Origin of the sequence: Nocardia higoensis NBRC 100133 (assembly GCF_000308595.1) — a bacterium.
In the GTDB taxonomy this organism is placed as follows: domain Bacteria; phylum Actinomycetota; class Actinomycetes; order Mycobacteriales; family Mycobacteriaceae; genus Nocardia; species Nocardia higoensis.
The window spans coordinates 1-18,601 of sequence record NZ_BAGA01000025.1 but is presented as its reverse complement, the minus strand read 5'-3'; the positions used below and the strand labels follow the sequence as shown (position 1 = coordinate 18,601).

11 protein-coding genes are annotated in these 18,601 nt (G+C 70.6%); 4 read left to right on the top strand and 7 right to left on the bottom strand.

What is annotated here, in order from left to right:
- Positions 1-5 precede the first annotated feature (5 nt).
- Entirely contained in the window at positions 6-1,604 is a 1,599-nt protein-coding gene (locus tag ON26_RS03360; protein ID WP_157171770.1) for an ABC transporter substrate-binding protein, read from the bottom strand.
- 562 nt (positions 1,605-2,166) lie between these two features.
- Between ON26_RS03360 and ON26_RS03355 the strand changes: the two genes are divergently transcribed.
- On the top strand, positions 2,167-3,357 hold the full coding sequence (locus ON26_RS03355) for a lycopene cyclase family protein (protein ID WP_040794472.1): 1,191 nt from the start codon (positions 2,167-2,169) through the stop codon (positions 3,355-3,357).
- Between the two features lie 151 nt (positions 3,358-3,508).
- Here ON26_RS03355 and ON26_RS03350 read toward each other — a convergent pair whose 3' ends face one another.
- Genes ON26_RS03350 through ON26_RS03340 form a run of 3 tightly spaced genes read right to left on the bottom strand, consistent with a single transcriptional unit; the run spans position 3,509 to position 6,218 of the window.
- On the bottom strand, positions 3,509-4,405 hold the full coding sequence (locus tag ON26_RS03350) for an ABC transporter permease (protein WP_040794513.1): 897 nt from the start codon (positions 4,403-4,405) through the stop codon (positions 3,509-3,511).
- Positions 4,402-5,214: an ABC transporter permease gene (locus ON26_RS03345; RefSeq protein ID WP_040794471.1), complete on the bottom strand. Its 813-nt coding sequence runs from the start codon at positions 5,212-5,214 to the stop codon at positions 4,402-4,404. The genes ON26_RS03350 and ON26_RS03345 overlap by 4 nt, the downstream gene beginning before the upstream one ends.
- Entirely contained in the window at positions 5,211-6,218 is a 1,008-nt protein-coding gene (locus tag ON26_RS03340; RefSeq protein ID WP_085998942.1) for an ATP-binding cassette domain-containing protein, read from the bottom strand. Before ON26_RS03340 ends, ON26_RS03345 begins: the two co-directional genes overlap by 4 nt.
- A gap of 414 nt (positions 6,219-6,632) precedes the next feature.
- Between ON26_RS03340 and ON26_RS03335 the strand changes: the two genes are divergently transcribed.
- Positions 6,633-8,159, top strand: coding sequence for an aldehyde dehydrogenase family protein (locus ON26_RS03335; RefSeq protein WP_083883697.1), 1,527 nt, complete (start codon positions 6,633-6,635; stop codon positions 8,157-8,159).
- A gap of 254 nt (positions 8,160-8,413) precedes the next feature.
- On the opposite strand, the gene ON26_RS03330 is transcribed toward ON26_RS03335, so the two are convergent.
- Positions 8,414-9,730: a TetR/AcrR family transcriptional regulator gene (locus ON26_RS03330; protein ID WP_083883696.1), complete on the bottom strand. Its 1,317-nt coding sequence runs from the start codon at positions 9,728-9,730 to the stop codon at positions 8,414-8,416.
- Between the two features lie 135 nt (positions 9,731-9,865).
- Between ON26_RS03330 and ON26_RS03325 the strand changes: the two genes are divergently transcribed.
- Both ON26_RS03325 and ON26_RS03320 read left to right on the top strand, forming a co-directional pair.
- Positions 9,866-10,678 (top strand): enoyl-CoA hydratase-related protein, encoded by an 813-nt coding sequence (locus tag ON26_RS03325; protein ID WP_040794468.1) that lies wholly within the window; start codon positions 9,866-9,868, stop codon positions 10,676-10,678.
- Between the two features lie 178 nt (positions 10,679-10,856).
- The gene (locus tag ON26_RS03320) at positions 10,857-12,026 is read left to right on the top strand and encodes an SDR family oxidoreductase (RefSeq protein ID WP_051026606.1); all 1,170 of its coding nucleotides are present in this window, start codon (positions 10,857-10,859) and stop codon (positions 12,024-12,026) included.
- A gap of 83 nt (positions 12,027-12,109) precedes the next feature.
- Here the strand turns inward: ON26_RS03320 and ON26_RS03315 are convergent, their stop codons facing one another.
- Positions 12,110-13,132: an alpha/beta hydrolase gene (locus ON26_RS03315; RefSeq protein ID WP_040794510.1), complete on the bottom strand. Its 1,023-nt coding sequence runs from the start codon at positions 13,130-13,132 to the stop codon at positions 12,110-12,112.
- 169 nt (positions 13,133-13,301) lie between these two features.
- A partial coding sequence (locus ON26_RS03310; RefSeq protein ID WP_157171769.1) for a non-ribosomal peptide synthetase occupies positions 13,302-18,601 on the bottom strand: 5,300 nt, incomplete at its 5' end.

Genomic DNA, 18,601 nt, shown 5'->3' with positions numbered 1-18,601 from the left:
CACGCCTACTGTTCGAGCCAGGCGTTGTACAGGTACTGGTCCAGACCGACGGCCTGGATGCCGTGCAGGCTGGGCTGGTACGCCCAGATGTCGACGTCGTTGACCACGGGGATCACGTAGGCCTGCTCGACGAGCTCGCGAGCCGCCTTGTCGACGATCTGCTGGCGAGCCGCCTTGTCCAGCACGGTGTTCTGTTCCTGGAGCAGCTTGTCGACCTCGGTGCCGTCGGGCAGGAAGGATCGGTTGGAACCGGTCGTCTTGCCGTAGTTGGCCCGCAGCACATCCGGGTCGGGCGTCGAGTGGTACCAGTAGGCGATGTCGTACTCGCCGGAGAGCAGCTTCTGATTCGCCTCGGCGGCCAGCGGTGGATCGAGCACCAGGTCGACGCCGATCTCGCGCCACTGGCTCTGCAGCACCTGCCAGCCCGCGGTGTCCTGGGGACCGCGCAGGCTGAGCCGCTCGCCCGCGGCGTTGACGCGGATGCCGTCGGAACCGACGGTGTTCCAGCCGGCCTCCTCGAGCAGCTGCACCGCGCGCTCGGGGTCGTACTTCAGGTATTGGCTGACATCGGTGAAGTACGGGTTCGACTCGCTCAGCGGGCCCTTGGCCGGACGATCATGGCCGTTGGAGACGATCTTGACGTACTCGTCCCGGTCGACACCGATCTGCAGCGCCTGCCGCACGCGCACGTCCTGGAGGAACTTCGAGGAGGTGTTCACCGGCAGCTCGGTGCCCGTGGCGGGATTGAGCGTCTCGGAGATCGTCAGGCCGGCCGCCTTCAGCTGGTCCACGTACTTGCCGTTGACCCAGTAGATGAACTGCAGTTCGTCGCCGCCCATGACGGCGCCGTTGCGGACCGAGTCCTCGGGGATGATCTTGTAGACCACCTCGTCGACGTAGGCCGGTCCCGAGCGGCCGAAGAAGGCGGGCGCCCAGTTGTACTCGGGGCGCTTCTTCAGCACGATCTGCTGGTTGGGGACGTATTTTTCCAGGTAGAACGGGCCCGAGCCGTCGATCCACTTCTGCCGCTCGGCCACGGGCAGCGCCGCGGTCTTCTCCGACACGATCCCCGCGTGGGCGCGGGACAAGCTGGTCAGGAAGGCCGCGTTGGGCTTCTCGAACTCGACGACGACCTCGTACTCCGAGGGCACGGTGATCTGGCGGATGCCCTCGACGATCGTCTTGGCGCTGGAGTGGATGCCCGGCCGGTTGAGGCCTTCGAGATTCTTCTTCACCACGTCACCGGTCAGCTTGGTGCCGTCGTGGAAGGTCACGTCCTGACGCAGTTCGAAGTGGTAGACGCGGGCATCGGTGACATCCCACCTGGTCGCCAGCCACGGCTCGAGTTCCTTGGTGTCGGGGTTGTAGAACACCAGCGAGTCCGACAGCGCCCGGGCGACGGTCCGCCACACCTGGTTGACCACGGCCGCATCGATGCCGTTGTTGTCGGCAGACAGCCCGATGTTGAGTGTTCCGCCGGATTGCGGCTCACCGGAACCGTTTCCGGCGGATGATCCACCGCCGCCGCAGGCGGTCGCCAGCAGCGCCACCAGCGTGGCGGCCACCGCGACCCGCCAGCCCCCTCTCCTACGCCCGACTGCCACTACCGACTCCTTTCGCACACGACCTGCCGAGTGCAGGCACGGGTCGACGACTCGAACTGCGTCGACACGGCCGTGAATCCATCTCGGTCGCACCGTTTTCCGGGTTTGGCAGAGGTAATGCACGAACCGTCGAACACATCCGGGTCGACGACGACCGGCACCGCTTCCGACGCAACGCGGTTCGTCCGCGTGCCCGGGGCAGCGGGGCTCGATCGCTCGAATCGAAGGTAGCCAGGCGATACCTCATCATGAATGTTTTGCCTCAGTGCAGTTTTAAATCGAGGGGCTCTTGACTCCTGAGCTGCGATCTGTAGATGAGCTGGACAAATCCCGGTCCGGAGTGACCGTGATCCCCCGAACCCCTGTTCCGTTCCGCAGAAGCCCGAGCCGAACCGCGCGACTGCGGCCATCGACGCCGAGCCGCGCGGATGCGCACCGGGGGCATCGTGAATGTGGGGCACGGCGAACTCGCCACCCGGTGACGCCGGCGTCTCCGTCGGGGCTGACGCCCACTCGCGGGAGCGTGTTTGCGCTCGGACGGTGTGTCCGATTTGATGCATTCATGAGCAATGGCGACAGGGAAGTCGACATCTGTGTGGTCGGCCTCGGTCCGACCGGCCGGGCGCTGGCGCATCGGGCGATGCGGGCGGGGATGACCGTGACCGCGATCGACCCGCGGCCCGAGCGGCTGTTCCCGCCGACCTTCTCCTGCTGGATCGACGAACTGCCGGACTGGCTGCCGCGAGAGGTGATCGCCAGCCGGATCGAGACGCCGGTGGTGTGGACGAAGACCGAGCACCGGATCGAGCGGCCCTACGCGGTGCTGTCCAAGCAGGGCTTGTTCGACGCGCTGTCGCTCGAGGACGCCACCGTGGTCGCCGGGCGCGCGACGCGAGTGGACGCGCACGAGGTGGAACTCGGCGACGGGACCGTGGTGCGGGCGGCGACGGTGTTCGACACCAGGGGGCTGCCGACGACCGGGCAGCGACGGGCGGCCAGCGCGCACGGGATCTTCGTCGACGAGGAGACCGCCGCGCCGATGGTGGCCGCGGGTGAGGGACTGCTGCTGGACTGGCGGCCGGAGAACGGGGCGGGGCCGGACGAGCCGCCCTCGTTCCTGTATTCGGTGCCGCTCGGGGACGGCACGGTGATCTTCGAGGAGACCAGCCTCGGGTTGCGGGGCGGGATGCCGCAGCACGTGCTGCGCAAACGCACGCTGGCCCGGCTGGCGGCGCACGGGATCCGGCTGTCCGGGGACGAGCCGACCGAGGCGGCGCACTACCCGCTGGATCAGCCACCGCCGCGCAGGGGCACCGCGCGGGCGGTCGAGTTCGGGTCGCGCGGCGGGATGATGCACCCCTGCACCGGCTACAGCGTGGCCGATTCGCTGGCGCTGGTGGATACCGCGGTGCGGGCGGTGCAGCAGGGGCGGGATCCGGTCGCGGCGCTGTGGCCGTGGCAGGCCAGGCTTGTGTACTGGATGCGGATGCGCGGACTCTACGGGCTGGGCCGGTTGACCACCGAGCAGTCGATCTCCATGTTCGAGGCCTTCTTCACCGAATCCGAGCGGGGGCAGCACGCGCTGCTGTCGGCGCACGCCGACTACACCGCGCTGGGTGCGGTGCTGTTCAACACCGTCGCGCACACCTGGCCGTTCCGCTGGCGCTACGACCTGGTCGGGTGGACCAACCGCGATCGCTGGGTCGGGTACGGATTCGAGCCCGCCCGGGAGAAGGCGCCGGAGCTGGACTGAGCCGCACGTCGAGCCGGTGCGCTCGGGCCGGCGCGGGGCCGGGTGGCGCCGGGCCGGCCGAGGTCCGGGAAACGTCGAGCCCGGCCGACGCACCTGAATGGTGGTGCGTCGGCCGGGCTCGTTCGGTCCGGGCCGGTGTCCGGCGGAGAACTCAGCTGGACTCGGCGGCGCGCCGGTAGCCGCGTATCGCGGGCCAGGCGAAGACGACGATCAGACCGATCGTCCAGGCCAGCGTCTTCAGCAGCGGCTCGGCGACCGGACCGCCGTAGGAGAGCCCGCGCATGGCATCGATGGCGGTGCTCATCGGCTGGTTGGCGACCACGTCCTGCAGCCAGGTGGGGTAGGCGAAGACGGGGACGAAGCCGGTGTTGAAGAACATCAGCAGCGTGTTGATGATGCCGATGACGCTCACCAGCAGCACGCCCTCGGTCAGCGTGGCCAGCGCGGTGACCAGCACCGCGAAGCCGACGCCGAACAGCACCGGGATGCCGATCAGCGCGATCGCGGCCACCGGACCCTGCTCGAACCGGAAGCCGAGCGTCAGACCGACGGCGAGGACGAACACCGTGGTGATGAGCACACGGACGGCTTCGGCCAGCAGTCGGCCGGTCAGGCCCGCGGCCCGGTTCATCGGCATGGTGTGGAAGCGCGCGAGCAAGCCGGTGGCCTTCTCCTCCTTGAAGCCGAGCGCGCTGACCACCGCGCCCGACATGGCCGCGACCAGGCAGATCATCGGCACCTGGCCGTAGACGGAGGGCATACCGGTGGCCGAGGAGATGGCATTGCCGAGCACGATCTTGAACATCAGCAAGGTGGCGGCCGGATAGACCAATGTCTGAATGGTGGTCGCGGGATCGCGCATCCAGCCGATCAGCAGTCGTTTGCACTGCAGCAGACTGTGCCGAGCCCAGGTGGCCGGCGAGTTCTCCGGCCGCGCGGGCACCGAGGGCAGCCGCTGGAAGCCCTCGGTCCGCGGCTGCTCACTCGTCGCGCTCGCCTCCTCGGGTGCTGTCGCCGCGATCGTCGCTGTGGTCTGCACCGAACTCATGCCCGCCTCACACTCGCCCACACCGCGAACGGGGTGAACACCACTGCCAAACCGATGACCCACGCCAACGGCACCCAGAACACGCCCCAGCTCACACCGTCCGCGGCCATATCGCGCAACGCGAAGGAGAACTGCGAGATCGGCTGGTTGCGCACGAACGGCTGGATCCATTCGGGGAAGTTGCGTTCCGGGACGAACCCGCAGGAGAGCATGCCGAAGATCAGCGTGGGCAAGGTGAGCGCCTGGCTGAGCTGCTGAGGACTCTTGGTCAGGCTGCCCAGACCGTCGGCGCCGACCGCGAGCACGGTGCCGACCGCCACCGAGAAGGCGCAGAAGAGCACGGCCTGCCCTACGCCGGCTTCGAACCGGAAACCGATGAGGTGACCGAAAAGCAGGGCGCCTACCAGCGAAGTCAGCGAGCGCACGAGACCGGCGCTGATGCGCGAGACCAACGGCACCAGCGTGCCGATCGGCATGGTCTGCAAACGCGTGCTCAGCCCGGTCAGCGCCTCGAAAGCGGCCAGCTGGGCATTGGAGAGCATGGTGACCGACATGGTCTGCAGCACGATGATCGGCATCACGAACTGCGCGTAGTCGATGCCCTGGAACTTCATCACATACCGCAGCGGCAGATAGAAGCCGAGGGTGAAGACCAGCGGGGTGATCAACGCGACGGCCAGTTCGCCCTTGGTGGCCATCGTCCACACCACACGGCCGGTGAGCGCACGCCACTGGGCGAACGACGAGGGCTCGGCCTGCGGCAGTTCGGCGAACAGGTCGGTGCGGGCGGACTCGGCGACGGCGGTCACGCGTGGCCGCCCGAATGGCCGGTGATGGAGAGGAAGACGTCGTCGAGGGAGGGCCTGCGCAACGCGATGTCGGCCAGTTCGATGCCGGCCGAGTCGAGCCTGCGCAGCGCTTCGGCGAGAGTGGCCGCGCCGTCGGGAGCGGGGATCGACAAGCGCTCGCCGCCGGTGCCGGACTCGGCTTCGGCCAGCACCGCGGCGGGCACCAGGTCGCCCAGCGCGTAGGCGGCGATGCTCAGCTTCTTCGGGTCCAGCGGGACGACCTCGCAGTAGCTGCCGCCGATGCGCTCCTTGAGCTGGTCGGCGGTGCCCTCGGCGATGACCGTGCCCTTGTCGATGACGATGATGTTGTCGCTGAGCACGTCGGCCTCTTCGAGGTACTGGGTGGTCAGCAGGACGGTGATGCCCTGATCCTTGAGGACGGTCACCAGATCCCACACGCCCTGGCGGCTGCGCGGGTCCAGGCCGGTGGTCGGCTCGTCGAGGAAGACCACCTCGGGGCGGACCACCAGGCCGCAGGCGATGTCGACGCGCCTGCGCATACCGCCGGAGAAGGTGCGCACCGCGCGCTTGCCCGCCCCGACCAGGTCGAACTCCTCGAGCAGGGTGTCGGCGCGCTTGCGGGCGGCGGACTTGCCCAAGCCCATCAGCCTGCCGAACAGCTCGAGATTCTCGCGTCCGGAGAGGTTCTCGTCGAGCGCGGCGTACTGGCCGGTCATCATGATCGAGCGGCGCACCCCCGCCGGGTCGGTGCGCACATCGTGACCGGCGACGATCGCGGTGCCCGAGTCCGGGCGCAGCAGGGTCGACAAGACCTTGACCGTGGTGGTCTTGCCCGCGCCGTTGGGACCGAGGATGCCGAGCACACTCGCCTTGGCCGCGGTGAAGCTGATACCGCGCAACGCGTGCACCTCGCCGAAGGACTTGTGGACGTCCTCCACGACGACGGCGGGGTCGATCACCGCGGGCACGCCTGCGGGTGATTCGGCCTGGGGGGAACTCGGCATCAACTCTCCACTGTCTACGCCTTCGGCGAGGGATGTCGCCGAACGGGCTGCTCGAACACGTCGCGGTGATGATCCCTACCGCCCGGCCAGATGTTACCGGCATCCGCTTCAAACGTCGGGCGAGCGGTGAACCCCGCGCGCGTATGGCCACGGCTCACAACATATGCCTCACTATGGCGTTGATCACATTTTGTCAGTAAGGTTCGGGCCCCGGGGAATCACCGCTGGTCGCACCGTTCGCGCACCTCGCGCGGGCGCCGCGGCCGTCCTTGTCGGGTGGGTCGCGGCGGCCATAGTGTGGTTCCCAGGGGACAAGGTCACTCACTCGTCGGTGGGACAGCCGGTATTTCGTCCCGCGAAATCGGCTCGATTCGAGTGGGGTGTCAGCGGGACGACATTGCGAAGAGGTGATCGATGGCCGAGTCCGCGCAGCCACGCCTGGCGGCGCATCCGGGAGGCACTGGCCGAACGAGTGTGTTGACTTCCTACGACCCGCGCACCGGCGAGGCGGTCGGTGAGTATCCGGTGCAGCGCACGGCGGAGCTCACCCGCGCGGTCCGCGCCGCCCGCAGCGCCGAGAAATGGTGGGGCGGACTGGGATTCGGCGGGCGCAAACGCTGGTTGCTGGATTGGAAGCGCTCCATCGCACGCCGGGCGGACGAGCTGGTCGAGCTGATCTGCACCGAGACCGGCAAGCCGGAGGCCGACGCCACCGTCGAGGTGGTGCTGGCGATCGAGAATCTGGACTGGGCGGCGCGCAATGCCGCCCGCGCGCTGGGCAGACGCAACCTGGGCCGGAACTGGCTGACCCGCAACCACAAAGCCACCGTCGGCTACCTGCCGCTCGGCGTGGTGGGGGTGCTCGGTCCGTGGAACAACCCGGTCTACACGCCGATGGGTTCGATCACCTACGCGATGGCGGCGGGCAACGCGGTGGTGTTCAAGCCGCATGAGCTGACCACCGGCGTGGGCGTATGGCTGGCCGAGACCTGGCGCGAGCTGGCCCCCGAGCAGCCGGTGCTGCAAGCGGTGACCGGTACCGAGAGCACGGGCCTGGCACTGTGCCGGGCCGCGGTGGACAAGATCGCCTACGCCGGGTCGGAGAAGGGCGCGCGCCAGGTGATCGCCTGTTGCGCGGAGACCATGACACCGGTGGTCGTCGAGCGCCACGACAAGGGCGCGATGATCGTGCACGTCGACGCGAAGCTCGACGATGCCGCCGAGGCCGCGGTGTACGGGGCGATGGCGAACGCGGGCCAGAATCCCAGCGGCATCCAGCGCGCGTACGTGGCCGATTCGGTGTACGACACCTTCCTGCACCTGGTGGCCGACCAGGCCCGGCGGTTGCGGCCGGGGGCCGACCGGCGCGCGTCCTACGGGCCGATGATCGTCGAATCGCAGACCGAGGTGGTGCGCAGGCAGGTCCGTGACGCGCTGGCCAAGGGCGGGCGGGCGGTGGTCGGCGGGCTGGAATCGATCCGCGAGCCCTACATCCAGCCGATCGTGCTGGCCGAGGTGCCCGAGGACAGCCTGGCCATCACCGGCGAGGCGATCGGTCCGGTGCTGGTGGTCAATCGGGTGTCGAGCATGGAGGAGGCCGCCGAACGGGTCGACGCGGGCGGCAACGCGGTCGCGGTCGCGATGTTCACCCGGGATGTGCACAACATCGAGACCTTCGCCGAGCGGCTGCGCGTCGGGGTGGTGACGATCAACTCCGCCACCGCCTACACCGGCATCCCCGCGCTGCCCTACGGCGGCGTCGGCGAGTACGGCCAGGGCCACAGCCACGGCGACCAGGGGCTGCGCGAGTTCAGCCGCACGCTCTCGATCGCCCGCAAGCGGTACCGGGGCACGGTCAACCTGACGACCTTCGACCGCCATGAGCGCGACCTGCGCCGCGCCACGACGATCTTCCGGCTGCGGCACGGGCACCGCCTGTGACGGTCAGCGGCCGGAGGCGGCAGCGCAGCGTCACCACGCAGGCCGCCCGTCACAGGCACATCGAGCACCGCCTGTGACGGTCAGCGGCCGGAGGCGGCAGCGCAGCGTCACCACGCAGGCCGCCCGGCACAGGCACATCCGACACCGCCTGTGACGGTCAGCGGCCGGAGGCGGCAGCGCAGCGTCACCACGCAGGCCGCCCGGCACAGGCACATCGAGCACCGCCTGTGACGGTCAGCGGCCGGAGGCGGTAGTCAGCTGGGCTCTCGCGTGTTGGCGCCGAGCAGGACCGCTTCCATGAGGGCCGTGACGCGGGCGAGCTGGGCGGGACGGGCGTCGAAGCGCATCAGCCTGCCGACGTCGATGACCTGACCGATCGCGGCGTGCACCCGGAAGCGCGCCTCGATCGGGTCGCCGTCGAGCAGGTTGGCCCATTCCAGGATGTTCTGCCGCTGGATGGCGCGCAGCTTGTGTTGTTCGGCCTGCGGCAGGTTGGAGAACTCGGCGTAGTAGACCGGCATGATCTCCGGCATACCGAAGGTCAGTTTGGCCTGGCGTTCGGCGATCCGGCGCGCGGCGTCGGGCCTGCTGGCGGATTCGGCCAGCGCCTCGGTGATGGCCACCGAGACGCGGTCGCCGGTCCGGTGGAAGGCGGCGGCGAGCAGGTCGGCCTTGCTGGAGAAGTACCGGTAGACGCTGGAGGCGTTGATGCCGACGGCCGCGCCGATCTCCTCGATGCTGGCCTCGTGGTAGCCCTGACGACCGAAGATGCGGATCGCCTCGGTGAGCAGTTGTTCGCGCTTGGAGGTGATCGGCAGGCCGCGGGGCGCCGGCTCCTGCTCGACCGGGGGCGGCGCGGGCGGCAGGTCCACGCGCAGCACGGCCCAGCACATGTCGCGCAGCAGCGGCAGCAGCCGGGCGCCGGACAGGGCGGTGCGGTGGTGGGCGATGCTGGCGATGGCGCTCATCATCGAGGCCGCCAGAATGCGCAGGTCGGCCTGGTCGAGGCCGGGGCGCAGCCGGGCGATGGGGGCGGCGACGGTGTCGTTGAGGTCGTCGTAGACGCGGCGGATGCGGCGGCGGTCGGCGACCTCGAGATAGCGGCGTTCCCAGCGGTAGAGCCCGGCTTCACGGCGGATGTCGATGGTGTGCTCGCTGAGCGCTTTGATCAGCGCGTCCAGCCGGGGTTCGGGATCGAGATTCGGGTCGTCGGCGGCCTGCGCGACCTGCAGCAACTGCTGGGCGCCGTTCTCGGCGGCGGCCACGAGCAGGGCGTACTTGTTGGCGAAGTGCCGGTACAGCGCGGGGCCGGAGATGCCGACCTCGGCGGCGATCTCGTCGACGCCGACAGGGTAGTAGCCGCGTTCGCTGAACGCCCGGGCCGCGGCGCGCACGATCTGGGCTTTACGATCCTTGGGCCTGCGACGCACGCCGGATTCGCCGTTCGCCCGATTCGTGCCGTTGCCCGTGACCACCGCTGTCTCCGTCCCCGCGGATTTCGCGGCCGTCGTTCTCCTGCCCTGGCGCGGCCGCGTGGTCGCGAGTTCGACCTCGCCGTGTTCCGCGACCATGCACCTCTCCCGTTCCGGACCGGCGCCACGTGGTTGACAGCGCCGGACATGTCAACTTAAGTTAACCACAATTCGCAAAGTTAACCACTATTCGATGACCGGCGCCCGCCGAATCCCGTATGAGGAGCGCACCACATGAGCAATACCGATTCCGCGACCGAGGCTCCGGCCGCGGGCCGCTTCTCCGCGGTCAAGGACGGCAAGATCCTGCGCGTGACGATCACCAATCCGAAGCGCAAGAACGCCCTCAGCTACGACACGCTGGTCGCGCTCGGCGACACCTTCCTCGAGGTGGCGCAGGACAAGTCGGTGCGCGCGATCGTCATCAGCGGCGAGGCGGGCGACTTCAGCACCGGCGCCGATCTGTCCTCCTCGGCGGAGGAGGCGCAGCGCGGCATCACCCCCGATCAAATCATGGACGCGGCCAACCGCCTCGTGCGGGCCATCGTGGACGCGCCGGTCCCGGTGATCGCCAAGGTCACCGGCGCGGCCGCGGGCGTCGGCGTCGGCATCGCGCTGGCCGCCGACCTGGTCTACGCCGCCGACGACTCCTACCTGCTGCTCGCCTTCATCAACATCGGCCTCATGCCCGACGGTGGCGCGGCCGCGCTGGTCGCCGCCGCGGCCGGTCGCCCGCTGGCCGCGCGGCTGGCCCTGCTGGGCGAGCGGCTGCCCGCGACGGAGGCCCACAAGGCCGGCCTGTTCACCGCCGTGCTGCCCGCCGCCGAATTGGACGCGGCGGTCGAAGCGGTGGCCGAGAAGGTCGCCGCGGGCCCGCGCCGCGCGCTCGAGCTCACCAAGCGCGCGCTGAACCTGGCCACCCTGGCCGCGCTGGACGAGACGCTGGCAGCCGAGAAGACCGGTCAGGTGGAGTTGCTGCAGTCGCCGGACTTTTTCGAGGGCGCGACCGCCATGCTGAGCAAGCGCAAGCCGGTCTTCGGCGACTAGTTTCCCGTCGCGACACCCGTGCGGGAGCCGCCCGCACGGCTCCTCTTCCGCCCGCACGGCGGATCGGTGGTTCGCGGGCCGCCCACGGGTAGCTCGGGCCCGCGAACACCCGCCGACCATGTCACATTTGTGACACCGGACACACGCATGCCGCGCCGGATGGCTATGTTGATCGGCTATGACATATCTCGTCACCGGCGCCACCGGCTTCATCGGCCGCTTCCTGATTCCGGAGTTGCTGCGCCGCGACGGCGACATCCACGTCCTGATCCGACCCGGCGCCGATGCCGCGGAGCGCTTCGCCCGCTGCGCCGCCGGATGGGACGGCGGCGAGCGCGTCCGCCCGGTGGTCGGAGATCTCGCCGGGCCGGGCCGGGTGATCGAGCCGGCCTGGGTTCGTGAGCACCGTGGAACCGTCGAGCACGTCTTCCACCTGGCCACCACGATCGATCACGCCGACGCGGGCACGGGCGAGGCGGACAGCGTCACCGCGGCTGCCGACATCGCGACCGCCGGCCCCATCGACACTGCCGCCCGATCGCGGACCGCCCTCCCGGCGCCCGGCGCACAGGCCGGTCCCGAGCGGCGCGCCGCGCTCGATCCGGCCGCGACCCGGCGCGTGGTGGAGCTGAGCCGGGCACTGAACGCCACCCGGCTGCACCATCTGTCGACCGTGGACGTCTCGGGTGATCACCGTGGCCGTTTCACCGAGCACATGCTCGACACCGGCCAGCACCTGACTCCCGCGCAACGCGGGCGCTTCGAATCGGAGCGGGTCGTGCGCGCGAGCGGGCTCGATTGGCGCATCTACCGCCCGGCCATCGTGATCGGGCATTCCCGCACCGGCGAGGTCGACGAGTCCGACGCGGGCACCCGCAGGTTCTTCGGGCTGCTGCGCCGGGCCGGGCAACTGCCGCGCCTGCTGCCGGTGCTGGTGCCGCAGCTCGGCGAGACCAACATGGTCCCGGTCGACTACGTCGCCGAGGCCCTCGCCCACCTCGCCCACTCCCCCGCGCCCACCCACAGCACCTTCCATCTGACCGATCCGGCCCGGGTCCGGGCGGTGGACGCGCTGAACCTGTTCGCCGACGAGGCGGGCGCCCCGCACCTGGTCGAGGTCATGGGCAAGAACACCTTGCGCAAGGTGCTGCGGATGCCCGGTATGCAACGGATGCTGCCGAGCGTGGGCCTACCGGAGGACGCGCTCGAGCACAGCGAATTCGGCTGCTGGTTCGACTGCGCGAACACCACCGCCGCGCTCGCGGGCACCGGCATCACCGTGCCGCCGCTGGCCGACTACGCGCCGCGCATCTGGAAGACCTGGAGCGAAGTCGTCGCCGTGCCGTGAGCGCAGAGTGCCCCGCCCGGAAACGCCGCAGCCCCGCTCACGGTCGGTGAGCGGGGCTGCGGGGGATCGAACGGACGCAAGGCTCAGAGGCCGAGGCCCTTGGCCAGCACCGGCCAGGACTTGGGGAACTCCTCGTTCCAGTAGCCCCACGAGTGGGTGCCGTTGGGACGGAAGTTGTAGGTGGCCGGGATGCCGAGCGAGTCCAGCCGGTTCTTCAGGTTGTTGGTGCAGTAGTTGGTGCCCGCTTCGATGACGCCGCCGATGATGATCTGGTTGGCCAGGCCGTAGGAGCCGGGCAGGGCATAGGGGCCGTCGAGGGTGTCGTACGGGCCGGGCACGCCGTTGCCGGTGGAGATGTAGAGGTCGAGGCCGCGCAGACCTTCGGCATTCACGTAGGGATCGTTCTTGACCCACTCCTCCGAGCCGACCGGGCCCCACATGTTCTCGACGTCGCCGCCGCCCCAGGTCTCCACGGTCAGCTTGATGAACTCCGAGCCGACCGGGTCACTGGTCTGGGCGCAGCCGCTGTAGGCGGCGGCGGCCTTGTACAGGCCGGGCTTGGCGATCGGCAGGGCCAGCACAGTGGTGCCGGAGGTGGACAGGCCCGCGATGGCGTTCACGCCGTTGGTGCCGAGCGCGCCGTCGACCAGCGGGGGCAACTCCTCGGTGAAGAAGGTCTTCCACTTGTTGCGGCCCAGCGTCGGGTCGTCCTTGATCCAGTCGGTGTAGTAGCTCCACTTGCCGCCGATGGGCTGGATGACGTTGACGTTCTTGTCGGCCAGGAATTCCAGGGCGTGGGACTTGGCGACCCAGGACGCCGAGTCCTCGCCGCCGCCCGCGCCGTTGAGCAGGTACAGCGTGGGCCGGGGCGCCGAGGCGTCGGCGGGGCGCTGGACGTCGATGATGACGTCCTCGTCCATCGCGGCGGAGTGGACGTAGAGCCGCAGGTTGCGATCGTCCTTGACCTCGGCGCGGGAGATCCGCGACCCGTCGGGAGCGACGGGATCGGCCAGCAATGCGCCGGACTCCATGATCGGATCAGCCGTCGCGGAGGAGACGCCGAGACCGGAGATCAGTCCGGCGAACACCGCGGTGGTCGCGATCAGCGCGGCGGCTCGCGAGCCGCGGCGCCGGGTCTGCCGACGAATCAATTTCGCACCTTCACTTCGTATCGGATCACGGAGCGGATCACGGGCATCCCCGATCGCTCGCGGCCGTACGGGTGTGCCGCGCCCGCCCCTACGGCCTGTGTCGTCGTCACGTCGGGGGGAACCGTTACCTTGCGGTGCCATCATGCCTGATGGGACCGTTACCCGATGCCCGCACCCCCAGGGCGAGTCGCGCGGCCAGCGTCGGCCCGATCTGAGCCAGGGCGTGCGCGGAGGTCATCTCGTCGTGAGTGGCGTGCACCGGATGGTCGACGACTTCCCCGGCGACGTACGCCCGCCACTTGGTGGCCGAGGTCTCCGGATCGATGCCGCGCACCAGGTTGGCGCCGAGGATGCGGGCGCTGAAGTAGTCGACCCGGCCCTTGAACACACCCGGACGGTAGTCGGAGATGAGCTCCGCCGAGCGGACCGCGCTGCGGTAGACCCGGCCGAGGCGCTCGGGGGTGAGCGCGGTCAGGTCGGCCGGGATGGCCGCGTGCAGGGCGGCCAGCGAGTCCTCGCTCAGGTACGGGGCGGGCGCGTCGCCGAGCAGGTTGTCGGCCTGGATGCCGATCTCGGCGAGCGCGCCACGCAGCGCGTCGTGGAAGTCCGCGGCGGAGATGTCGTGGTGGCTGTCGAGCAGCGCCAGCACCGCGACCTCCTCGCCTGCCTCCTGCAGCGAGACGGCGACCGCGTGCGCGAGCAGACCACCCAGCGACCAGCCGACCAGGTGGTAGGGACCGAACGGCTGCACCGAACGGATCTCGGCCAGGCAGCGCGCCGCCATCTCCTCGAGCGACTTGGGCAGGTAGTCCGGTTCCGACAACGCGGGCGACTGCAGGCCAAGGACCGGGCGCGTCGGCTCGACGTACGCGAGCAGGCCCGCGTACCCCCAGGACAGGCCCGCCATCGGGTAGAAGCAGAACAGCGGCGGCAGATTGCCCTCGCCGCGGATCGGCAGCAGCGGGCCGAGCGCGTCGGCGGTGCCGGGTTCGTAGTCGACGCCGCAGGCGCGGGCCTGCTCGATGCGCCTGGCCAGGGTGGCGACCGTGGAGTCGGTGAAGAACCACTGCACGCGGGTCTCCAGTTCCGCGTCCTGGCGCAGCCTGGCCACCACCTTGGTCGCGGCCAGCGAGTTGCCGCCGAGTTCGAAGAAATCGTCGTCGAGGCCCACGCCGGGGCCGCCGTCGATCTCGAGCACCTCGGCGAACACCACGGCCAGCAGCTTCTCGATCTCGGTCGCGGGGGCGCGATAGGGGCGCACCGGAAGTTCGGGCACCGGCAGGGCGTTGCGGTCGAGCTTGCCGCTGGCATTGAGCGGCAGTTCCGACAGCGGCACCACGGCGGCGGGAACCATGTACGGCGGCAGCGCGGCCCGCGCGTGCGAGAGCAGCGCGCCGGGCACGACGACCGATCCCTCGTCCGGGACCACGTAGGCGACCAGCCGTTCGCCCGCGGGGGCCTGCACGACCGAGACCGCGGCGTGGCGCACCGCCTGGTGGCCGAGCAGCACCGCCTCGATCTCGCCGAGCTCGATGCGCTGACCGCGCAGCTTGACCTGGAAGTCGGTGCGGCCCAGGTATTCCAGCACCGCCCGGCCGCCGGGGCCGCGACGCCAGCGCACCACGTCGCCGGTGCGGTACATCCGCTCGCCGCCGTTGCGGGCGACGAAGCGCTCGGCGGTCAGACCGGGGGCGCCGTGGTAGCCGCGCGCCAATTGCACACCGGCGACATACAACTCGCCCGCGGTGCCGTCGGGCACCGGGCGCAGCTGACGGTCCAGCACGTGCACGCGGGTGTTGGCGACCGGTGCGCCGATGGGCACGCTCGCCCCACCCTGGGCCGGGTCGGCCAGGTGCTCGGTGACCACGGTCGCCTCGGCGGGGCCGTACCAGTTGAGCAGGTCGACGCCGGGCAGCCGCTCGGCGAACATCGCGGCGGTCTCGGTGGACAGCACCTCGCCCGCGGCGAACACCCGCCGCAGCGAGGTGCGCCTGCCCGGCCGGATGTCGGCGAGGAAGGCGTCGAGCATGGACGGCACGAAATGCACCGTGGTGACACGATGTTCGGCGACCACCCGGGCCAGGTAGGCCGGGTCGCGGTGGCCGTCGGGTTCGGCGATCACCACGGCGGCGCCGGCCTGCAACGGCCAGAACAGCTCCCAGGCGGAGATGTCGAAGGTGATCGGCGTCTTGTGCAGCACCACGTCGCCGCGGTCGTGCGGGTGGGTGAGCTGGGCCCAGCGGAACTGGTTGGCCATCTGGCGGTGGGTGATCGCCACGCCCTTGGGTCGTCCGGTGGAGCCGGAGGTGTAGACGACATAGGCCAGGTCGTCGGCGAGCACCCGGACGCCCGGATGCGGCGGCGTGCCGGCGAGCTCGAGGGTGTCGACGTCGACGACGGGGATCGGGGTGCTCGTGCCGAATCCGTCGCCGGACCTGGTCAGCACGCAGACCGGTGCGGCACCGGACAGCACCTGCTCGTTGCGGTCGTCGGGATGGTCCGGATCCACCGGCACGTACGCCGCGCCGGCGCGCAGCACCGCGTAGATCGCGACCACCAGGTCGATGCTGCGGCGCATGGCGACCGCGACCAGCTGCCGCGGTCGCACGCCGAGATCGGCCAGCTCGGTGGCCAGCACGCGGGAGCGACGGTCGAGATCGGCGTAGTCGAGGACAGTGTCCGCGTCGATGAGCGCCCGCGCGCGCGGGGTGCGGGCGACCTGTTCGTCGAACAGACGCAGCAGGGTCGCGTCGTCGAGGAGTTCGGGCACCACGGTCGAGTTGCGGGCGAACAGCGCGGCCCGCTCGTCGGCCAGCAGCGCGTCGACCTCGCCGACGCGGGCATGCGGCACGGCGACGAACTTGCCGATCAGGGCGGCCAGCCGGGAGGCGAGCGTCTGGGCGGCCTCGGGTTCGAACAGGTCGCGCAGGTACTTCACCTGTACCCGCAGCTGGTCGCCGAGCGCGACGATCACCGTCACCGGGTAGTGCGTGCCGTCGGTGACATGCACGCCGCTGACCCGCATGCCGTCGATCTCACTGATCCGGCGCAGGCCCTCGGCGTCGACCGGATAGGACTCGAACACGACCAGCGAGTCGAACAGCGACTCCAGCCCGACCGCCTCCTGGATCTCGCTGAGCCCCAGGTGATGATGGTCGAGCAGCACGGCCTGCTGATCCTGCACGGTCCGCAGCAGTTCGTCCAGGCTGCTGGTGGGATCCAGGCGCACCCGCACGGGCGCGGCATTGAGGAACAACCCGACCATCGTCTCCACACCGTCGAGATCGGCGGGCCTGCCGGAGACGGTGGCGCCGAAGACCACGTCGTCGCGGTCGGTGCTGCGACCGATCAGCAGCGCCCACGCCGTCTGCACCACGGTGTTGACGGTGACGCCGACGCGCGCGGCCAGCCGGGTCAGCGCCTCGGTCTGGGCGGTGGACATGGCGAAGCCCGCTTCACCGATGCCAGCGGAGATCTCGTGGCCGGGCCTGGGGGCGAGCAGGGTTGGCTCGGTGACGCCCGCCAGCGCCGTCCGCCAGGCCGCCAGCGCCGCCTGGCGGTCCTGACGGGACAGCCAGAGCAGGTAGTCGCGGTAGGGCCGCACCGGCGGGAGTTCGCGCGCGTGCGGTCCGAACGCGTAGCCGGTGAGCAGTTCCCGCAGCAGCAGCGGCACCGACCAGCCGTCGATCAGGATGTGGTGGCTGGTGACCACCAGGTGGTAGCGCTCGGGCGAGGTGCGCAGCAGGGTGAAGCGCAGCAGCGGCGCGGTGCTGGGATCGAAATGCTGTGCCAGCTCGGCGTTCTCGATCCGTTCGGCCTCGGCGGCGATGACCGCCGGGTCGAGGTGGTCGAGCGCGATCTGCCGCCACGGCGCGTCCACCCGCGGGGGCACCACCTGCACGGTGGTGCCGTCGGCGGTATCGGCGAAGGCCACCCGCAGGTTGGCGTGCCGGTCGAGCAGCGCCTGGGCCGCGGCGCGCAGGCGGCCCGCGTCGACGGAGCCGTCGAGGTCGAGCACGAACTGCATCATGTACGGGTCGATGGAGGCGTCGGCCAGCAGCGCGTGGAACAGCATGCCGGATTGCAGCGCCGTCATCGGCCAGACATCGGCCGGGGCGGAGTAGCTCTCGGCGAACCGGTCCAGGTCGGCCTGGGTCAGCTTCACCAGTCGGAAGTCCGAGGGCGTGTGCCCGCCCGCGCCGGGCCGGGCACCGTGCTCGGCCAGACCGCCGAGGGCACGCACCCAGTGTTCGGCGAAGCCGCGGACCTGCTCGGCGGTGAAGGCCGCGGACGCGAAGTCGAAGCGGGCCAGCAGGCCGGCGGCGGTGGCCTCGAAGAGCACGTCGAGCAGCAGATCGTCGGCGGGGGCGTCGGTGTGCACGCGGACCGGCCGCAGGTCGCGATAGCGCATCCGGAGCAGGCCGGGGCCGGGCAGGCCGATGCCGGGATCGAGGTAGCGCAGCAACGCGTAGCCGACGCCGCCCGAAGGCACCGCCCGGCGCGACTCCTTGACCCGGGCCAGCGCCTGACCCGCGGCCCGGCCGCCGACGAGAGCATCGGCGACGTCGAGGTCGCCCAGGTCGAGCACCAACGGGTAGCCGGTGGTGAACGCGCCGACCATGTCGGCATTGGCGTCGCCGCGCGCCCCGGTGTCGAAGGCATCGCGGGCGTCGGCGTGCAGGCGGACCACCGAGCCGGTGGCCCGCGCGACCGGGCTGTCCGCGGCGGTGCGCAGGGCCAGGGCGAGCGCGGTGAGCAGCACGTCGCCGACGCCGGTGTGATAGGCCGCGGCGGTCGCGGCGACCGCCGCAGCACCTTCGGCGGTGATGGTCAGCGAGACCCGGGAGCGTGCGGTGAGATCGAGCCCGCGCGGGACCTGCCTGCTCACCGGAGCGACCGCGCGCCACCAGTCGAGCTCGGCGTGCACGGCCGGATCGGCGGCGCGGGCGGCGAGATCGCGCAGCAGGATCGCCGGGCCGTGGCCGGTGGCGGGCACGGGTCGCACGGCTTCCGCCGAATGCGGCCGCGACCAGGCCGCGACCAGCTGGTCGGTGAGCACCCGCCAGGCGCGATCGTCGACCACCAAGCCGTTGGCGACCACGACGAGCTGGGCGGAGCCGTCCGCGCCGACGTGCACGAACCGGATATTGCGCCCCTCGACCGGATCGAGCGCGGCCGCGGCGGCGGCGACCACGTCGTCGAGCGGAACGCTGTCGGCGAGCCGGAAGTACGGCCGGTCCTCCGGCGCCGGGGTCGGCGGCAGTACGAAGCCTGCGGGTCGCCCGCCGGCCGCGGGACGCAGCCGCGCCCACAGCATCGGGTTGCGGGCGAGCACGAGCTCCACGGCCTGGCGCACCTTGACCGGGGTGGCGTCGACGGGCAGGTCGACGACCACGGCGCGCGGCTCGATGCCGTCGGCGCGGG

Excerpts from the sequence above, each read along its gene's own strand:
- ON26_RS03355 (WP_040794472.1), top strand. The coding sequence starts at position 2,167 with ATGAGCAATGGCGACAGGGAAGTCGACATCTGTGTGGTCGGCCTCGGT.
- ON26_RS03350 (WP_040794513.1), bottom strand. The coding sequence starts at position 4,405 with ATGAGTTCGGTGCAGACCACAGCGACGATCGCGGCGACAGCACCCGAG.
- ON26_RS03340 (WP_085998942.1), bottom strand. The coding sequence starts at position 6,218 with ATGCCGAGTTCCCCCCAGGCCGAATCACCCGCAGGCGTGCCCGCGGTG.
- ON26_RS03335 (WP_083883697.1), top strand. The coding sequence starts at position 6,633 with ATGGCCGAGTCCGCGCAGCCACGCCTGGCGGCGCATCCGGGAGGCACT.
- ON26_RS03330 (WP_083883696.1), bottom strand. The coding sequence starts at position 9,730 with ATGGTCGCGGAACACGGCGAGGTCGAACTCGCGACCACGCGGCCGCGC.
- ON26_RS03325 (WP_040794468.1), top strand. The coding sequence starts at position 9,866 with ATGAGCAATACCGATTCCGCGACCGAGGCTCCGGCCGCGGGCCGCTTC.
- ON26_RS03320 (WP_051026606.1), top strand. The coding sequence starts at position 10,857 with ATGACATATCTCGTCACCGGCGCCACCGGCTTCATCGGCCGCTTCCTG.